General features: G+C 39.1%; 14 protein-coding genes. 11 read left to right on the top strand and 3 right to left on the bottom strand.

Annotated features, from left to right (window positions below; translation table 11 throughout):
* Positions 1-191: 191 nt before the first annotated feature.
* The 5 genes from BI291_RS05890 to BI291_RS05870 all read left to right on the top strand — a co-directional run bounded on the left by BI291_RS05890 (position 192) and on the right by BI291_RS05870 (position 8,396).
* Entirely contained in the window at positions 192-1,484 is a 1,293-nt protein-coding gene (locus tag BI291_RS05890; protein WP_254849532.1) for a sensor domain-containing diguanylate cyclase, read from the top strand.
* 376 nt (positions 1,485-1,860) lie between these two features.
* Positions 1,861-3,444: an alkaline phosphatase gene (locus BI291_RS05885; RefSeq protein WP_074497040.1), complete on the top strand. Its 1,584-nt coding sequence runs from the start codon at positions 1,861-1,863 to the stop codon at positions 3,442-3,444.
* Between the two features lie 11 nt (positions 3,445-3,455).
* A complete protein-coding gene (locus BI291_RS05880; RefSeq protein WP_074497037.1) occupies positions 3,456-5,288 on the top strand; it encodes an alkaline phosphatase in 1,833 nt (610 codons plus the stop codon).
* A gap of 79 nt (positions 5,289-5,367) precedes the next feature.
* The gene (locus BI291_RS05875; RefSeq protein WP_074497035.1) at positions 5,368-6,075 is read left to right on the top strand and encodes a hypothetical protein; all 708 of its coding nucleotides are present in this window, start codon (positions 5,368-5,370) and stop codon (positions 6,073-6,075) included.
* A 152-nt stretch (positions 6,076-6,227) separates the two neighbouring features.
* The gene (locus BI291_RS05870; protein WP_254849531.1) at positions 6,228-8,396 is read left to right on the top strand and encodes a TonB-dependent receptor; all 2,169 of its coding nucleotides are present in this window, start codon (positions 6,228-6,230) and stop codon (positions 8,394-8,396) included.
* A gap of 381 nt (positions 8,397-8,777) precedes the next feature.
* Here the strand turns inward: BI291_RS05870 and BI291_RS05865 are convergent, their stop codons facing one another.
* The gene (locus tag BI291_RS05865) at positions 8,778-9,743 is read right to left on the bottom strand and encodes a siroheme synthase (protein WP_074497032.1); all 966 of its coding nucleotides are present in this window, start codon (positions 9,741-9,743) and stop codon (positions 8,778-8,780) included.
* Between the two features lie 6 nt (positions 9,744-9,749).
* The gene (locus tag BI291_RS05860; protein WP_074497029.1) at positions 9,750-10,445 is read right to left on the bottom strand and encodes an ABC transporter substrate-binding protein; all 696 of its coding nucleotides are present in this window, start codon (positions 10,443-10,445) and stop codon (positions 9,750-9,752) included.
* A gap of 175 nt (positions 10,446-10,620) precedes the next feature.
* Here BI291_RS05860 and prmA point away from each other — a divergent pair, with 175 nt between their 5' ends.
* From prmA to purD, 6 genes are all read left to right on the top strand, one after another.
* The gene (prmA, locus tag BI291_RS05855; protein ID WP_074497027.1) at positions 10,621-11,502 is read left to right on the top strand and encodes a 50S ribosomal protein L11 methyltransferase; all 882 of its coding nucleotides are present in this window, start codon (positions 10,621-10,623) and stop codon (positions 11,500-11,502) included.
* Positions 11,503-11,702: 200 nt separating this feature from the next.
* Positions 11,703-12,668, top strand: a complete 966-nt coding sequence (gene dusB / locus BI291_RS05850; protein ID WP_074497024.1) for a tRNA dihydrouridine synthase DusB — start codon at positions 11,703-11,705, stop codon at positions 12,666-12,668.
* Positions 12,669-12,686: 18 nt separating this feature from the next.
* Entirely contained in the window at positions 12,687-12,974 is a 288-nt protein-coding gene (gene fis / locus BI291_RS05845) for a DNA-binding transcriptional regulator Fis (protein ID WP_074497022.1), read from the top strand.
* A 179-nt stretch (positions 12,975-13,153) separates the two neighbouring features.
* The gene (purH, locus tag BI291_RS05840) at positions 13,154-14,755 is read left to right on the top strand and encodes a bifunctional phosphoribosylaminoimidazolecarboxamide formyltransferase/IMP cyclohydrolase (RefSeq protein ID WP_074497070.1); all 1,602 of its coding nucleotides are present in this window, start codon (positions 13,154-13,156) and stop codon (positions 14,753-14,755) included.
* Between the two features lie 260 nt (positions 14,756-15,015).
* Positions 15,016-15,768 (top strand): methyltransferase, encoded by a 753-nt coding sequence (locus tag BI291_RS05835; RefSeq protein WP_322111100.1) that lies wholly within the window; start codon positions 15,016-15,018, stop codon positions 15,766-15,768.
* Positions 15,769-15,839: 71 nt separating this feature from the next.
* Positions 15,840-17,123: a phosphoribosylamine--glycine ligase gene (purD, locus tag BI291_RS05830; RefSeq protein WP_074497017.1), complete on the top strand. Its 1,284-nt coding sequence runs from the start codon at positions 15,840-15,842 to the stop codon at positions 17,121-17,123.
* 63 nt (positions 17,124-17,186) lie between these two features.
* Here purD and BI291_RS05825 read toward each other — a convergent pair whose 3' ends face one another.
* On the bottom strand, positions 17,187-17,933 hold the full coding sequence (locus tag BI291_RS05825; RefSeq protein WP_074497015.1) for a hypothetical protein: 747 nt from the start codon (positions 17,931-17,933) through the stop codon (positions 17,187-17,189).
* Positions 17,934-18,179: the final 246 nt, after the last annotated feature.

Here is an 18,179-nt window from a genome sequence, read left to right as displayed (position 1 = left end):
TAGTTATTATTAAAAGGGAGTGGCTGAAATATCTATTCATGGTTAACTTTCTTTAATCTTTAATGTACCTGACCCCATTAATTCATTTTTTACACGGTATTTAATGCGGTATCTACTTACCTAAATGTCAAAATTAGCTATACTGAAAAAGAACGTTGTATTTTGCTATGTTCGGTTTTAGGCAGTAAATAGTGACAAAAAATAATAAACCACTCTCATCTATCGCCCAACAAGTAATGTTGTTATCAGAAGTGTTAAACAATGTTGGGGCTTGTATTTTCGCCAAGGATCTTAACGGCAAATATCTTTACGCCAATGATATGGTGCTAGAGCTTTTTGACACGACATTAGAAAATGTAGTTGGTAAAGATGATAGCCACTTTTTTGATTTAAGTATTTCTCACCAATTAAAGAAAAACGATAAAAAAGTATTCAATGAAGGTGTTATTGTAGAACAAGAAGAAACAAACTATGTTAAGTCGAGAGGTGAATTTCGTATTTATCACTCAGTGAAAAAACCCTTATATGATGAAGAAAGAAATATTATTGGTTTATGTGGTATTTCTACCGACATTACCGAGCAAAAACGATTAGAAGGTCTTGTTAAAAAGCAAAAAGATTTACTCAATATTGTACTTGATAACGTTGATGCGCACATTTACATGAAAGACAATCAACGAACGTTCAAATATGTCAATAGTCGCGTAGCTGCCTTATTTGGCTTGCCAGCTGAAGAGGTTGTTGGCAAAAAAGAAACCGACATTTTACCTGAAGAAGTAGCGGAACATTTTTATCAATCGGATAAAAAATTGTTCGAAACCGGTGAGCGTCAAACCATTGATGAAACCGTGATTGATGATGACGGCAATGAGCATCATTACCTGAGTGTGAAAATACCATATTACCCTGAAGGTGAAGCACCGGTTTTAATTGGCTTCTCAACAGAAGTCACAGAACTTTATAAATTAAAAGAACAGTTTAGAAAACAAGCAAATACTGATTCGTTAACTAACCTATTTAATCGACGTTATTTTGTCGAACACGCTGAACGTGAATTTAAACGAGCGCAACGTAACGGTAAACCCCTCACTGTGATTTCAATTGATATTGATCACTTTAAGGATATTAATGATCAATATGGCCATCAAGCAGGCGATGAAGTGTTAATAACCGTAAGTAAGCATTTACTTCCTAACTTGCGTAGTGAAGACGTACTTGCTCGAATTGGCGGTGAAGAGTTTGCCATCGTACTACCTGATACTAACTTAGAACAAGCAAAGCATATCGCTGAAAGGATCCGTCAACAGCAAGATAGCATAAGACTTACAGGTCATTGGCAAGGTGAGTTAAATGTTCAAGTGAGTGTAGGAGTAGCCATTATGCTTAATGATGATAGCACTTTTGATATGTTATTTTCTCGGGCCGATAAAGCGTTATATATGGCGAAAAACAATGGCCGAAATCAAGTCTATTGTTTTAGCTAAAGTGCGTTCAAAATGCTTGAAGGCTTGCGCACGAGAGTAGGTATTTGAATAATACATAGTCATTGTTCTGATGGCAGGTTTACTATGGTTTATCCATTTAATTATCGTTAATAAGCTGTTGTCCTTTCCTTAGTCATTAACCCTTACATTTCGTTTTTGTCTTCAAGTTGTCATATTACTGTTACCCAAAATTAATGGGTTAGTCATATTCAATCCATCTAAGTGTCATTTTTCATCGCTAGTATCTGAAAAATTAATGTCGTTGAGCATTAAGGCCTGTTGATCTTTCGCGTTTAGTTCGAACAAATTTAATCTTGAAAGATCAACAGCTCCTAGTCAGTTATTTAAACAATTACAATGATCCGAGGAAGGAAATATGAACACTAGATGGGTTTCACTATCAGTTATTCCGTCTTTATTTTTAAGCTCAGTAGCATTATCAGATGTTATTCCGAGCATTCAAAAAGAAAGCAACTGGTACACGCAAGCGCAATCAAAACTTTCAGATAAACAACAGGTCGCCTCTCGTACAAAAGCGAAAAATGTTATTTTATTTGTCGGCGATGGCATGGGTATTTCTACGCTTACTGCAGCACGAATTTTACAAGGGCAAATGGCAGGAAACTCAGGAGAAGAAGGTTACTTGAGCTTTGAAACGTTTCCATATTCAGCACAGGTTAAAACATATAATACGGATGCACAAACCCCTGACTCTGCTGGTACGATGACAGCGATGATGTCAGGTGTTAAGACTGATGCCGGTGTACTTGGTGTTAATGAAAATATTGAACGTGGTGAATGTGCGAGTGTTCAAGGTAATGAATTAATTACAGCTGTAGAGATTGCTGAGATAAAAGGTCTCTCTACGGGAATTATTTCTAGTGCACGTATAACTCACGCGACACCAGCAGCAGCTTATGCAAAATCTGCAGATCGCAACTGGGAAGATGTATCTGATATGCCTGATACAGCTATTGAACAGGGTTGTGAGGATATAGCATCTCAGCTTATTAACTTTGAGAAAAACCTTGAGCAAAGGTTTCCTGGAATTGATGTCGATGGAATTGATGTTGTTATGGGGGGAGGTCGTCGTCATTTTTTACCTAAAGATGAAGCCTTTAATAGTGCTGATGCAAGAAGTACTGTTGAAGGGGATCGTACTGATAATCGAGACTTAACGGCAGAATGGCAAACAATGTATCCAAATGGCACCTTTGTGATCGATCAAGCGGGTTTTGATGCGATTGATACAGAGGAAACTGAGCGTGTTTTTGGCTTATTTAACGAATCGCATATGAACTATGAAGCTGATAGAGAAAATGATATTTCAGGTGAGCCAAGCCTCAGCCAGATGACTGAAAAAGCGATTGATGTGTTGAGTAATAATGATAAAGGCTATTTGCTTGTTGTAGAGTCGGGTCGGATAGATCATGGTCATCATGCAGGTAGTGCTTATAACGCGTTAACTGATACGATTGAATTTGCCAATGCAGTGCAAAAAGCAATTGATGCTACCAACCCAGAAGAAACACTTATACTGGTCACCGCTGACCATAGTCATGTATTTACCATTGCAGGATATCCAAAACGTGGCAATCCTATTTTAGGTAAAGTGGTTAATGTGGGGGCTACCGAACCTGCATTAGCGGCCGATGGTATGCCTTATACCACACTAGGCTATACCAATGGACTTGGTTTTCGTAATTTACAAATGGAAACAGATGCAGACCAAAGTTATAACGAATCAGCCGTTGCGGGACGCCAAGATTTAACCATTGTTGATACTAATACACCAGGCTTTCATCAAGAAGCCGCTATTCCTATGGGTTCTGAAACACATGCCGGTGAAGATATCTCACTTCATGCGCAAGGTCCAGGTGCTCACTTGGCACAAGGCGTTATCGAACAAAGTGTAATATTCCAGCTTATCAATAAATCACTCGGCTTGATTGGCAATTAGGGGACAACAAAATGAAAACATTAAAATATATATCTTTATCTATTGCTATAGCACTTGTAGGTTGTGACGGAGATGATGGGAAAGACGGTACAAATGGGGTTAATGGAGTATCAGGAGAGAATGGATTAAACAGTTTGATACAACAAACTTATGTACCCGTTGGTCATGAAACATGTCGCAACTCAGGAGTAAGAATTGATTCAGGCGTTGACGTAAATGAAAATGGGTCATTGGATGACGCTGAGGTTGATGCAAGTGAATATGTTTGTTCACCGTCGGTTACTAATGTAGCAGGGGGGAGTGTTGATACCACGACTAATAACCCATGGTTTAGTGCGGGCGAGGAACAAATCACACAGTCAGTTGCTAATAATGCCGCAATCACAAATACTGCGGGTAAAGCGAAAAATATTATTCTTTTTGTTGGTGATGGTATGGGGATCTCTACTGTGACGGCTGCACGTATATTAGCAGGACAAAAAATGGGTAAAATGGGGGAAGAACACCAGTTAAGCTTTGATAAGTTTCCATTTTCAGGTTATGCAAAAACATATAACGTTGATGCTCAAACACCTGACTCTGCAGGCACGATGACAGCGATGATGTCAGGCGTTAAAACTGATGTAGGTGTTATTGGGGTTGCTGAAGGTGTAAGCAGAGGAAGTTGTGATTCAGTCTCTGGTAATGAACTTGTCACAGCGTTTGAGTTAGCAGAGATTGCCGGCAAATCTACAGGTGTTATTTCAACTGCTCGTATTACGCATGCCACTCCTGCTGCAACGTATGCAAAATCAGCTGATCGCAACTGGGAAGATGTTTCTGATATGCCAGCAGATGAGGTTGCAAAAGGATGTGAAGATATTGCGTCACAACTGGTAAACTTCGAGGCTAATTTAGAGGCAAGATTTGCGGGCTTAAATGTAGATGGAGTGGAAGTTATGTTAGGCGGTGGTCGTCGTCACTTTCTACCGAAGGATGCTGCTTTTAATAGTACAGATGCTTCGAGTGCCATTGAAGGGGATCGTACCGATGGTAGAGACTTAACTGCTGAATGGCAAGCAAGCTACCCCACAGGTCATTACGTAATCGACCGTAATAGCTTCAATGCGTTGAATGCTGAAACAACAGAAAGAGTTTTTGGCTTATTTAATGAATCACATATGCATTATGAAGCCGATAGAGCTAACGATATTGCTGGTGAGCCGAGCTTAACTGAAATGACCGAAAAGGCGATTGATATTTTAGATAACAATCAACAAGGGTACTTTTTGATGGTGGAATCTGGTCGTATTGATCATGGTCATCACGCGGGCAATGCTTTTAACGCTCTTGAAGATACGATTGAGTTTGCAGAAGCGGTGCAAGCGGCGGTAGATTCAACAGATCCAGATGAAACCTTGATTATTGTAACCGCAGATCACAGCCACGTATTTACCATGGCTGGTTACCCAAAACGTGGTAACCCTATTTTAGGTAAAGTTGTCAGTATCGGCAGTATTGAACCTGCGTTAGCAGCCGATGGCATGCCTTATACTACGTTAGGTTATACTAATGGCCTGGGTTTTAAAGATTTAGGTGCTGAAACAGATGCTGATGCTGGTTATGCGCATCCTTATGTTAATACACGTCAAAACCTAACTGAAATTGACACAACAGCTCCTGGCTTCCATCAAGAAGCGCTAGTACCTATGGGGTCGGAAACACATGCAGGTGAAGATGTTGGTGTTTATGCAAAAGGTCCCGGTGCTCACCTCATTACTGGAACAAATGAACAAAGCCTGATTTATCATGTTATTAATCATGCCTCAGACTTGGTTAATCAAGCTGAAGCAGCTTTAAATTAACCCTGTAAATATCTTGTCATAAAACGTTGGTATAAGTGTCATTTAGATATTTGTACCAACGTTTTTTATGAGAGATACCATGAGATTAGCGCTATTTTCATTAGTATTCACCTTTACGTGTCATACAATTTTTGCCGCGAGTATTTGCAAAGAAAACCCTGCTCAACTTATTGCTAACTATCAAGTTAATCATCAAAATGTCAAAGGTAGCATTACTCGTGATACATTAACCTTAGCACGATTAAATAATCAGGTAGGTCAATATTATCATGGCAAAAGCTATGGCGACTTGTGGAGTAAGCCATCTGAACAGCATTTGTTACTGACACGTTATTTTCCTGATTATCAAAAAGCGATTGAATATCAAACTGATGAAATACCAGTGCGCTCATATACAGCCACTTGGCAGCAACAGTGGCAACTATTAACAGATCAATTTGTTGCGAATATGGAACGCATAGAAATTCAAAGTAAAGGGTGTTATCGCGTTGAGGTATTAACCTCAAAAGTTAATCAGATTGAGTACACCTTATATTGGTTGCCAACACTGCGTTTAGTTGAAAAATTAGTCATTAAAACGGAAGAAAATTTACTGACAAGCTGGCAATTAACGAGCATCAACCATGAATTGGAAGATGTGCAAAATTATGTCAATAACATTTTAACCTTTCAAACGATTGATTATGCCGATATTGGTGATAATGAAGCGGATCCACTTCTTACTAAAATGATCCATCAAGGTTTCAAAGAAAGAGAGGTCATTGTGCATTCACATTCACCTGATTAATGTTCATCACAAGGTTAATACTGACAATACACAATAATTGGTGCGGAAGCGCTTACATTGGTTAAATAAATACAAATGATATTGATTCTTATTTTATTGAGTGTTCTAATTGCGCCAATTTAATTTTATCGTTTATATAAGGGTTTCAATTCGTGATTCATTTAGCCTTAAAGCCAGCATGTATTGCATTAGCAATTTCAGTCGCTATTTCAACAAACGTTCAAGCAACCGAAAAGACAGATATGGAGCATTTGACTATTTTTGGTAATGAACACAATGTCAATAATGCACCCGGTAGCGCTCATGTATTATCTGAAAAAGAGTTAGAAAAGTTTGATTACAGTGACATCATGCGAACGTTAACATCAGTTCCTGGTGTTTATGTATTAGAGGAAGATGGCTATGGTCTTCGTCCTAATATTGGTATGCGTGGTACGGGACAAAACAGAAGTGAAAAAGTAACAATCATGGAAGATGGTGTATTAGCTGCTCCAGCACCTTACGCATCACCTTCTGCTTATTACTTTCCTACAGCTAGTCGAATGCAATCAATTGAAGTGTTAAAGGGTACTTCGAGTGCGATGTACGGTCCTCGTACTACGGGAGGTGTGATTAACCTTCTATCTCGTCAGATACCACAAGAAGATCTTGCAGGTAAGTTAAGCTTGAGCCTAGGACAAGACGGTTATAATAAAGTGCATGGTTTTGTTGGAGGGTCAGGTAAAAATATCGCTTCAGTGTTCGAAGTTCACCGTTATCAAGCTGACGGCTTTAAAGACATTAATCACACGGATAAAGGGACTGGTTTTGTAAAAAATGACATCATGACGAAAGTCTTACTTCGTTCAGATGCTAGTGCCGCATATTACCAAGAGTTAGAGTTTAAATTGAAATATGCAGATGAAGATTCAGATGAAACTTATATCGGCTTAACTGCGGAAGATTTCAGTTCAGATCCATACCAACGTTATTCTGCTTCTCAACTCGACAACATGTCTACTGAGCATAAACAATTACAATTAAATCATCTCATTCAGTTGTCGCCACGATTTGTGCTTGGTACTTCAGCTTATCATAACGATTTTAGCCGTAACTGGTACAAAACGAGTAAGATTGCAGGTAAAAGTTTAGGTAGTGGTGGCGTTGAAGTTGCCGCAGCGTTTGATGCGCAAGAGAATGTAGATAACAGTATTTCTGTAGATGTAAAAGCAAATAATCGTGATTATTTAGCGCAAGGCATTCAAACGGTTTTAGATGCAGATTTTGATGATCACCAAGTAAAGTTTGGCGTACGATACCATGAAGATGAAATGGATCGTTACCAGTGGGTTGATAAATATAATTTAGATAGTGCTTATGAAATGATACTCACTAGCGCAGGTGTTCCAGGTACTGACTCAAATCGAATAGACAGCGCTAAAGCACTCGCGGTTTATGTTCATGACGAATACACCGTAGGTGACTTTATTATTAATGCAGGATTACGCTATGAAGATATGACGATTGAGCGTCATGATTGGGGTAAATCTGACGTTGCTCGTACAGCATCGCCAGCGCATAAGAAGAATGATGTTGATGTTTGGTTACCGTCACTTGCTTTAAGTTATCGAGTGAATAATGAGTTATTACTACTAGGCGGTGTACAAAAAGGTTTTGCGCCACCAGCACCAGGTAATACCGATAGTGAAAATGAAGAAAGCATGAATTACGAGTTTGGTCTTCGTTATCAAGATAATGCCTTTAATGGTGAAGCGATAGCGTTTATTTCAGATTATGAAAACATGCATGGAAATTGTACTGCAAGCCAAAATTGTGATGACGAAAACATCGGTAATCAATACAACGCCGGCGAAGTATCTGTTTCTGGTTTAGAAGTAAAAGCAGGGTACGAATTTGTGACTTCTTCTCTAACTATACCTTTCGACATCACTTATACGTTAACCAATACCGAATTTGATAACAGTTTCGATTCTGATTTTTGGGGAAGTGTAGTAAAAGGTGATGAACTTCCTTACTTACCCGAACAACAATTGCAATTAACCGCAGGTATTGTTGGAGACAACTGGCGTACTGACTTGCTTATTCGTTATTTAGCAGAAATGCGCACCAATGCAGGCCAAAGTGGTATTCCTGCGGATGAAAAAATTGCAAGTCGCACTGTGGTTGATTTATCAACGAGCTATGAGCTTGATAATAATCAGACAGTTAAGCTTAGCGTTGATAATTTGTTAGATGAAGACTATATGGTGTCGCGTACACATGGTTCAATAATGGTTGGCAAACCGCGTACGTTATCTGCGAGTTACCAATACAGCTTCTAAGTTGCGTCAATCAGAATAACGAAAAGGTTTGGTATTTATTATCAAACCTTTTTAATAAATAAAATGTTAATAAAAATAATTCTCATTTGTATTGACTGTGAGGGAATGCATTGCTAGTATACAAACAACTTGATGTTAACCCTTAAGTATTTTTACTCATATAGCCAGAGTAAAGGTATTAACAGCAAGTGTTTACATTAAAGTCAAAGCAAATATTTGCCCTTACTTATGTGTTTTGAGTCTTTAATGGTTGATGTACCTGCATGGGTACTTCTTTCCGGGAGTACGTGCGTAGAATTGCTCTTACTACGTAAACGTATTGTTAGCCCCGCTCGTGAGAGTGGGGCTTTTTTTAGTGGTTGTTCATGCTCGTGCTAAACGTTAAGTGCCACACACAAGCTCTTTTACTGTTACTTGGCTGAGCGATAGTGCTGAATTATGTGGTATCGTTTGATGACCGGCTAACAAATAAATGATTTTCTGTCCTTCTTCTGCAAGCTCTAATGCATGTTGTGCATTTATTAATACATCAGCGTTGATTTGTTGAGGGTACTTATCTGCGTCTCTTCGAATATACTCAATAAAGGCTGGGTTTACTTGTTCATCATAAAATACCGCATCGGCAAACTGCATTTCTCTGTGAGCGGCCAACGTTAAATTATCAGGATTACCTAGCAAGGTATGGATGAAAATAATTTCCCCTTCTGGCAAAGAAATTTCCCGCTTAAGTTGTTGAATAAGTTGTGTTTCAGCTTGTTCGATATCACCATCGAGTACTCGTTGTCCGATACGCCCGCGTAATATATCTTCCCAGAATGCACGGCGATTTCTCACACCTTTAATACGGGCTTTAACGTGATCTCTAAATTTATAACTAAACTCAGCAAGTTTACCGTAACCATCAGGCAGCGTTTTTTCAATTTGTTCACGCAACATACGTAAAAGAATTGGGGCTGAACCTGAGCTCGATAAGGCAATAAGCATCGGATCTCTATCAATAATACTTGGCGTTATCCAACTACACAGTGCGGGCTGATCAACAACATTGACGAGAATATCAAGCTGATGAGCGCGCTCTGCAACCTGTTGATTAACCGTTTCATTATCAGTCGCAGCAATCACTAAATTGTATTGCTCAAGAGTATCTGCTTGATATTGATGCGCTAGATAGGTAAGTGATGCGGTGTTAATTAAACGCTCTACAGCCATGTTGCAATCTTCACTCATCACTGTAATCTTACAATTAGCTTTTAGCAGCAATTCAATTTTTCGCGCTGCAACGTCACCGCCGCCTATTATTAATGCATTAATTCGATCTGCGGTTAGAAAGATAGGAAAATATTTCATTGGTCTTTATAATAATTGCCATTGTTTAATAATTTTATCATAACGTCCGTCAGCTTTAATTTTTTCTAATGCTAACGTCACTTTTTTAACCAGTATAGGATCTGTCGTTTTACTTGCGGCTAAATACATATCTGAGGCATAGTCTTTAATTTCAAAAATAAGTTTTATGTCTTTAGGGTCAATACCCGCTTCCGCGACTTGTGGCCCCCAAATAATATTATTAGTAAAGACCAAGTCTGTATTGCCATTCAATAAATTGCTCCATAGCGCTTTATAGGAAGGGTTAGCATAAATATTTTTGTTAGCTTTAAAGCCAAGTTGTTGTAAATAACTTTGTGCAAGTGCATTGCGGATTACGCCTACTTTGTATGGTTTGGCATCGTCGATTGAGTTAATCGTTATCTCTTTTTTTGCTAACGAAGCAAGATGTGCGCGTATGGTATATATTTTTCCAACCCATTGAAAAAGTGATTCTCGATCATTACTGCGCAACATAGAAAAAATAAATATGTTTTCAGTATTTTGGGCAATATTATAAGCACGCGCCCAAGGCATAAAGACAATGTCGGCATCTAACTTGAGCTCTTTTATCAACTCATTAACTAGTTGAACCATAGCGCCTGAATGTGCCGTGTGAGGGTTTTCTATCTGCAACGGCGGTAAATCTTCAGTTACAAAGGTTATTTTATTTGCTGATGACATGGTGCTAATCAAGCATGTTGCGATAAATAAGCATTTGATTAATATTTTGCACACATCACTATAACCTTATCATGATATTCTATGAGTATTATTGACTCTCAAGTGAACAAATAGCAATCAGTTTTTCTTCTCAATAATGTTAAAATATCGACAAATTAAGATAAAGAGAATAAGTATGCCTTGGATACAACTTAGATTAAGTGCCAATGAAGAAACGGCAGAGAAGTACAGCGATTGGCTAATGGCTTGCGGTGCTCAAGCCGTTACTTTTATAGATGCAAAAGATACACCTATATATGAACCCCTTCCTGGTGACGAAGTGCTTTATTGGGCAAATACGGTTGTGATGGGGCTTTATGACGCTTCCCATGACATGGATGCTGTAGTCAATTATTTACAAGGCATTCACCCTGATAAGAAGAATATGAAGTTTAAACTTGAGCAACTTGAAGACAAAGACTGGGAAAGAGAGTGGATGGATAATTTCCATCCCATGAAGTTTGGTGAAAAACTTTGGATTTGCCCAAGTTGGCGAGAAGTACCAGAGCCAGATGCCGTCAATGTTATGTTAGATCCTGGCCTAGCTTTTGGGACAGGAACACATCCAACAACTGCATTGTGTTTAACGTGGTTAGATAGCCTTGATTTGACGGGTAAAACTGTTGTCGATTTCGGCTGTGGTTCAGGTATTTTGTCTTTAGCGGCATTAAAACTAGGAGCAAAAGAAGTTATCGGGATCGATATCGATCCACAAGCACTACAAGCAAGTAAAGAAAATGCGAAGAGAAACGGTGTCGAAAAGAGACTCTCATTATATCTTCCTCAAGACCAGCCGACACTTAAGGCTGACATTGTTGTTGCTAATATTTTAGCCGGCCCTTTACGTGAGCTAGCACCAACCATTACCGCGTTTTTAGCGAGCAGTAGCAAGCTTGCATTATCAGGCGTTTTAGAAGCGCAAGCAAAATCATTACAAGAAATTTATAGTCAATGGTGCGAAATGGATCCAATTGCTGTGCAAGAAGAGTGGGTAAGACTATCGGGAACTAGCCGCTAACATTTTGTAATAATTGAGTTAAAATTTGAACAGTATCGTTATACATTTTAAATCAAAATCATCTGCAATATTGTTTTGCCAAAAGTCAATATAAAAAGATTGAAAAAAACTCACATTTGTTCAATTTATATGCTTTTCAATCTTACTAAAAACGCGTAAACTTAGCGCCCTTTTGAAAGGTAGCTCAAAAAAACAGCAACGTGAATATTGGTTCTTATCGATTAAATAGTCAAACTATGCTTGCCCCTATGGCCGGTATTACTGATCAACCAATGCGTCAGATATGCTGTCGAATGGGGGCTGGGTTAGCAGTATCAGAAATGGTGTCTGCCAACCCAAAAGTTTGGAATACCGAAAAGTCAAAACGACGTTTGATTCATTCTGCTGATTCAGGTATTCGCTCTGTTCAAATTGCAGGTTCTGAACCTGAAGAGTTAGCTTTTGCTGCGAAAGTCAATGTTGATAACGGTGCACAAATCATCGATATCAACATGGGGTGCCCAGCAAAAAAAGTGAATAAAAAATTGGCTGGTTCAGCTTTGCTGAAAGAACCTGCATTAGTCGAGCAAATTGTAAAATCTGTTGTTGATGCCGTGTCTGTACCTGTCACGTTAAAAATTCGCACTGGTTGGTGTGAAAGTAGTAAAAATGCTGTCGAAATTGCAAAAATCGCTGAGCATAATGGTATTCAATCTTTAGTGGTTCATGGCCGTACACGCAATGACTTCTATAAAGGTGATGCCGAATACGACACCATTAAATCTGTTAAAGAGTCGGTAAGCATTCCTGTTGTCGCTAATGGAGACATTACTGATGCAGAAAAAGCAGCGCAAGTGCTTACTTATACAGGTGCTGACGCCATAATGATTGGCCGAGGAGCTCAAGGTCGACCGTGGATTTTTAGAGAAGTAAATCACTTTCTTGAAACGGGTCAACATTTAGCACCACCGTTAATAACAGAAATTCGCTCAATTGTGATTGGGCATGTAAAGGATTTACACACGTTTTATGGTGAGTTTATGGGCGTTAGATTTGCGCGTAAACACACCTCTTGGTATACACAATTGTTACACCAAGGAAAACAGTTTCGTTCTATATTTAATGTATTAGAAAGTTGCGAAGAGCAACTCGATGCGTTGAATAAGTATTTTGATCATTTAAATTAACTTAAGAGTCTGAACTATATGTTTGAACAAAATATTTCATCTCCGTTTGTTACCGGTAACGTACAAACACAAGCTGAAGCTTCTCCATTACGTACACAAGCTAAAATTGCTATCAGCAACTACTTATCTCAATTAAACGGCAATGACGTTGATGATATGTACGAATTGGTACTGTCAGAAATTGAAGCACCTATGCTGGAGGAAGTGATGAAGTATACACGCGGAAACCAAACACGTGCTGCTAATTTACTTGGCATTAACCGTGGTACTTTACGTAAGAAATTGAAAAAGTACGGTATGAACTAAGAACATGCAGGCTAGCCTGCAACAAAAAAGCACCCTAGGGTGCTTTTTTACTTATAGCCAATGAACAATGTTTACGTTAACGAAAACTTTCATTGATGAAAACAAGATGGATGAATCGCCAAGGACATGTGTCAAAGGCCAGACAAAACAATATTTACATTAAGGTAACAGAAACAACAATGGATACCCCACGCCCAATTAAACGTGCACTATTAAGTGTGTCTGATAAAACCGGTATTGTCGATTTTGCCCGTAGTTTAGCGCAAAAAGGTGTTGATATTCTTTCAACTGGCGGTACTGCGAAATTGTTAGCAGATAATGGTATTAAGGTGACAGAAGTGTCTGATCACACCGGCCACCCAGAAATAATGGACGGACGAGTAAAAACACTTCATCCAAAGATTCACGGTGGTATCTTAGCTCGTCGTGGTACGGATGAAACCGTGATGGCTGATAATAATATCGCTGCAATTGACATGGTCGTGGTTAATTTGTACCCATTTGCAAAGACTGTTGCTAAAGAAAATTGTTCGTTAGAAGACGCTATTGAAAACATCGATATTGGTGGCCCTACAATGGTGCGTGCTGCAGCAAAAAACCATAAAGATGTAACGATTATTGTTAATGCTAGTGATTATGACCGTGTGCTAGCTGAAATGGACGTAAACAATGGTTCATTAGCTTACAAAACACGTTTTGATCTTGCTATTGCAGCTTATGAGCATACAGCATCGTATGATGGCATGATTGCGAATTATTTTGGTCAAATGTTATCTGCACATGGCGCCGAAAACCAAGAAGTAAATTTCGAAGAGAAAAACAAATTCCCACGCACTTTTAATAGTCAATTCATTAAAAAGCAAGATCTACGCTATGGTGAAAACTCACACCAAGATGCTGCTTTTTATGTTGAAGCAAATCCTGAAGAAGCGTCGGTATCAACGGCTACACAAATACAAGGTAAGGCGCTTTCGTACAATAACATTGCTGATACCGATGCTGCACTAGAATGTGTTAAAGAGTTTGAAGAACCCGCTTGCGTAATCGTAAAGCATGCAAACCCTTGTGGTGTTGCTATTGGTGATAATATTTTAACGGCATATGATTTGGCGTTTAAAACAGATCCAACTTCTGCATTCGGTGGTATTATTGCTTTTAACCGTGAGCTAGACGCAGACACTGCGGAAGCTATCGTTTCTCGTCAGTTTGTAGAAGTTATTATCGCGCCTTCTATCTCAGAAGCTGCGGCACAAATTGTTGCCGCGAAACCTAATGTGCGACTGCTTGAGTGTGGCCAATGGAATAGCCAAACTAATGGCCTTGATTACAAACGCGTAAATGGTGGTTTGTTACTGCAAGATCGTGATCAAGGTCGTGTAAGTGATGAAGATCTTAAAGTAGTGACAAAGCGTCAACCGACAGAAGATGAGATGCGTGATCTTAAATTTTGTTGGAAAGTTGCCAAATTTGTTAAATCAAACGCTATTGTTTATGTCAAAAATAGTATGACAATAGGTGTTGGTGCGGGTCAAATGAGTCGAGTGTATTCTGCGAAAGTTGCTGGTATTAAAGCCGCAGATGAAAACTTAGAAGTGAAAGGCTCTGTGATGGCATCTGATGCATTTTTCCCTTTTCGTGATGGTTTAGATGCAGCTGCAGAAGCTGGTATTACTGCAGTCATTCAGCCTGGTGGTTCGATGCGTGACGAAGAAGTTATTGCTGCGGCAGATGAGCATGGTATTGCGATGGTCTTTACTGGTATGCGTCATTTCCGCCATTAAGAGTAGAGCGTGTGAGCTTTAGTCGAATTTAAGTTTAAAAAGCGTTGAAACTTGTTTTCGCGCTTTTTTTTAATTTTTTTATCGGTTTTGAATATTGTTTTCGCATATTTTGTTCTTATATTTTGATATAACTACAACAGGTCATTCAAAGGAAGAAAAATATGAAAGCATTAAGAAATAAATTAATCAGTGCTGTAATAGGTTCAGCAACGCTTTTTGGTGGCACAACTGCTATCGCAGAAGAAACATCTGCTGAGTTGATGTTAATGAAAGCAAAAGAAGCTTCAGCACTTGAACGTGCGGTAATGGCGAAACACCGAAGCGATAAAAACAAAGCGCGTGATGAGTACCGTAACCCGATTGAAACACTGAACTTCTTTGGTTTTGAACCAAACATGACTGTGGTGGAAATTGCGCCAGGCGGTGGTTGGTATACAGAGATATTAGCACCAGCGCTAAAAGAAAAGGGTACACTTTACGGTGCACATTACCCAGATACAGGCGGTGATGATTATTACAGTAAATCTCGTCGTAGCTTAGAAAAAAAATTATCAGGTAATGAAGTTTTTAGTAAAGTGAAGCTGACTAATTTCACACCAAAACAACCAAGTGAGCTAGCGCCAGCAGGAACGGCCGACTTAGTGTTAACTTTCCGTAACCTACACAACTGGGGTGAAGAAGGTGTTGCGCAAATATTCAAAGATGCATTTACCGCGTTAAAATCAGGCGGTGTGTTAGGAGTGGTAGAGCATAGAATGCCAGATACTCAGTCATGGCCAGAAGATAAGCGAAGCGGCTATTTTCCTGAACAATTGACAGTAAAATTAGCAAACGAAGCGGGCTTTACATTAGCTGAGAAGAGTGAAATTAACGCGAATGAAAAAGACACCGCAGATCACCCTAAAGGTGTATGGACATTACCGCCATCACTACGATTAGGTGAAGAAGACAAAGAAAAATATTTAGCAATAGGTGAAAGTGATCGTATGACACTTAAATTTGTAAAGCCTTAATTGCACACTTTTAGTAATCAGAAAGAGTGACTTGTCGCTCTTTCTTTTTAACCATTTTAGGAAATTTATCAATGAATGTATTAGTTATTGGCAGTGGTGGACGTGAGCATGCATTAGCATGGAAAGCCGCTCAAGCAAATCAAGTTGAAAGGGTATTTGTTGCACCAGGTAACGCGGGCACAGCAATCGAACCTAAATTAGAAAATATCGATATTTCGGTGGGAAACATCGATGCTCTAGTTAGTTTTGCTAAAACCAATAACGTCAGTTTAACTATTGTTGGCCCAGAGCAACCATTGGTCGACGGTATTGTTGATGTCTTTCAACAAGCAGGGTTAGCTATTTTTGGCCCAAGCGCCAAAGCTGCTCAACTGGAAGGCTCAAAAGCGTTCACAAAAGATTTTCTTGCTCGTCATAATATCCCAACAGGGAGTTACGCTAACTTTACCGAAATTGAACCGGCATTAGCATACGTACGTGAACAGGGGGCACCTATTGTTGTTAAGGCTGATGGCTTAGCAGCAGGTAAAGGAGTGATTGTTGCGATGACACTTGAAGAGGCAGAAGACGCGATTAAAGATATGCTCGCTGGTAATGCGTTCGGTGACGCTGGCCACCGTGTGGTTATCGAAGAATTTTTAGCCGGTGAAGAAGCAAGCTTCATCGTGATGGTTGATGGAAAAAATATTTTACCTTTTGCTACAAGCCAAGATCATAAGCGTGCATACGATGGCGATAAAGGGCCTAATACTGGAGGCATGGGAGCTTATTCACCTGCACCCGTTGTAACACCAGAAATACATAAACGAGCAATGGAAGAAGTTATTATACCGACAGTTAAGGGCATGGCGAAGGAAGATGCCCCTTACACTGGCTTTTTATATGCAGGTTTAATGATTGCTGAAGACGGCACCCCTAAAGTGATTGAATATAATTGTCGTTTTGGCGATCCTGAAACTCAACCTATAATGATGCGTTTACAGTCCAACCTTGTCGATTTATGTTTAGCTGCTTGTGATGGTAAGCTTGACACTCAAGACATTAGTTTTGACCCTCGTGCAGCGGTAGGTGTTGTACTCGCTTCAGCGGGTTATCCAGGAACATATCCAAAAGGTGATGTTATTTCTGGCTTGGATACAAACAGAGCTGAAGATCGTAAGACTTTCCATGCAGGTACGGCATTGAAAGATGGCCATGTTGTTACTGCTGGTGGCAGAGTGTTATGTGCTACTGCGCTTGGAGAAAATGTAACGTCTGCACAAAAAGCTGCATATGAACTACTACACCAAATTACTTGGCAAGGTGTAGAGTTTAGAACGGATATTGCTCATCGCGCTATTGCACGAGAAAGATAAAGTTAATAAAAAAGGAGCGTAAAGCTCCTTTTTTATGTTAGTTATTGAGCATAATAGCACGGTTCAGTTTTCCAAATTAAGCTTATCCAATGTGTCCTGATTTATACCACTGCTTAGCGCAACACTCATCGCATCTTTTTTTGTCATGCCTGCTGACATTGCTGCATTAAATACATCTTCTAAGTGTTCTTGTTCTTTTAAGGTGAATGTATTAGCTGCTGGTTGTTCAGTTGTCGAAGTTGACAGATTAAATGCCGCTTTCATAAAGCTTGAGATATCATCGGGTAATTCACGAATGGCACTGAGTAAAATCGAAAATAACTTTTCTGGATATGCTTCCATGGTTTTATCGACGATGCTATCAGATAATAATGGTTCTGTTTTTAGCGTTACACGTAAAATATTATCAAAGTTATCTGGCTGTACCTTAGCAGCGGTAACCATTAATTCATGAGTATATGCTGGTTCTAGAGTGATAGCTTGTGCTAGCAATTGTTCAGTTGTAGCAACATTAGACGCCATCATAGCTTCTAGTACACTACAAGATAAAACAGGCTCAGCTTCCATTGCCCCCTTCATAATACTTTTATAATCATTGGGATATAACTTAATAGCAGTTGTTACGACTAAATCCACTTTTTCTGGATATCGGGTTAATAGTGACTGAACACTGTTTTCAATTGATATTTGTTGCTTTACTTGTTGTTTAAGTAAACTGCCAATTAAACGTTCCTGTTTTTCTTTTGCAAAATCCTTCGCATCAGCAATCATAGATAAACAACAAAGTAATAATGCTATTACTTTATTCATAGATTGTACTCATTAGAAACGTAACGTTTCTTATTATTATTTTTAACGTTTTGATAGATTAAATGTGAATCACAGCGTTTAAATTCCGCGAAACTTACTACTTATGCCATAGTTTAGTTCACATATACAGCATTAAGTTCAATATTTGTTCGAACAAACAAAATAATGAAAAAAGTACTTGATCCATTTCTGAAGTTCTCTACAATGCGCTCCACTTCTCGGGGACAAGCCAAGAAGCGGTTTTGA

The sequence above is a fragment of the Thalassotalea sp. PP2-459 genome (assembly GCF_001913705.1).
In the GTDB taxonomy this organism is placed as follows: Bacteria; Pseudomonadota; Gammaproteobacteria; order Enterobacterales; family Alteromonadaceae; genus Thalassotalea_C; species Thalassotalea_C hakodatensis.
The sequence above is the reverse complement of the archived record's forward strand: the minus strand, read 5'-3'. Positions and strand labels throughout refer to the sequence as shown.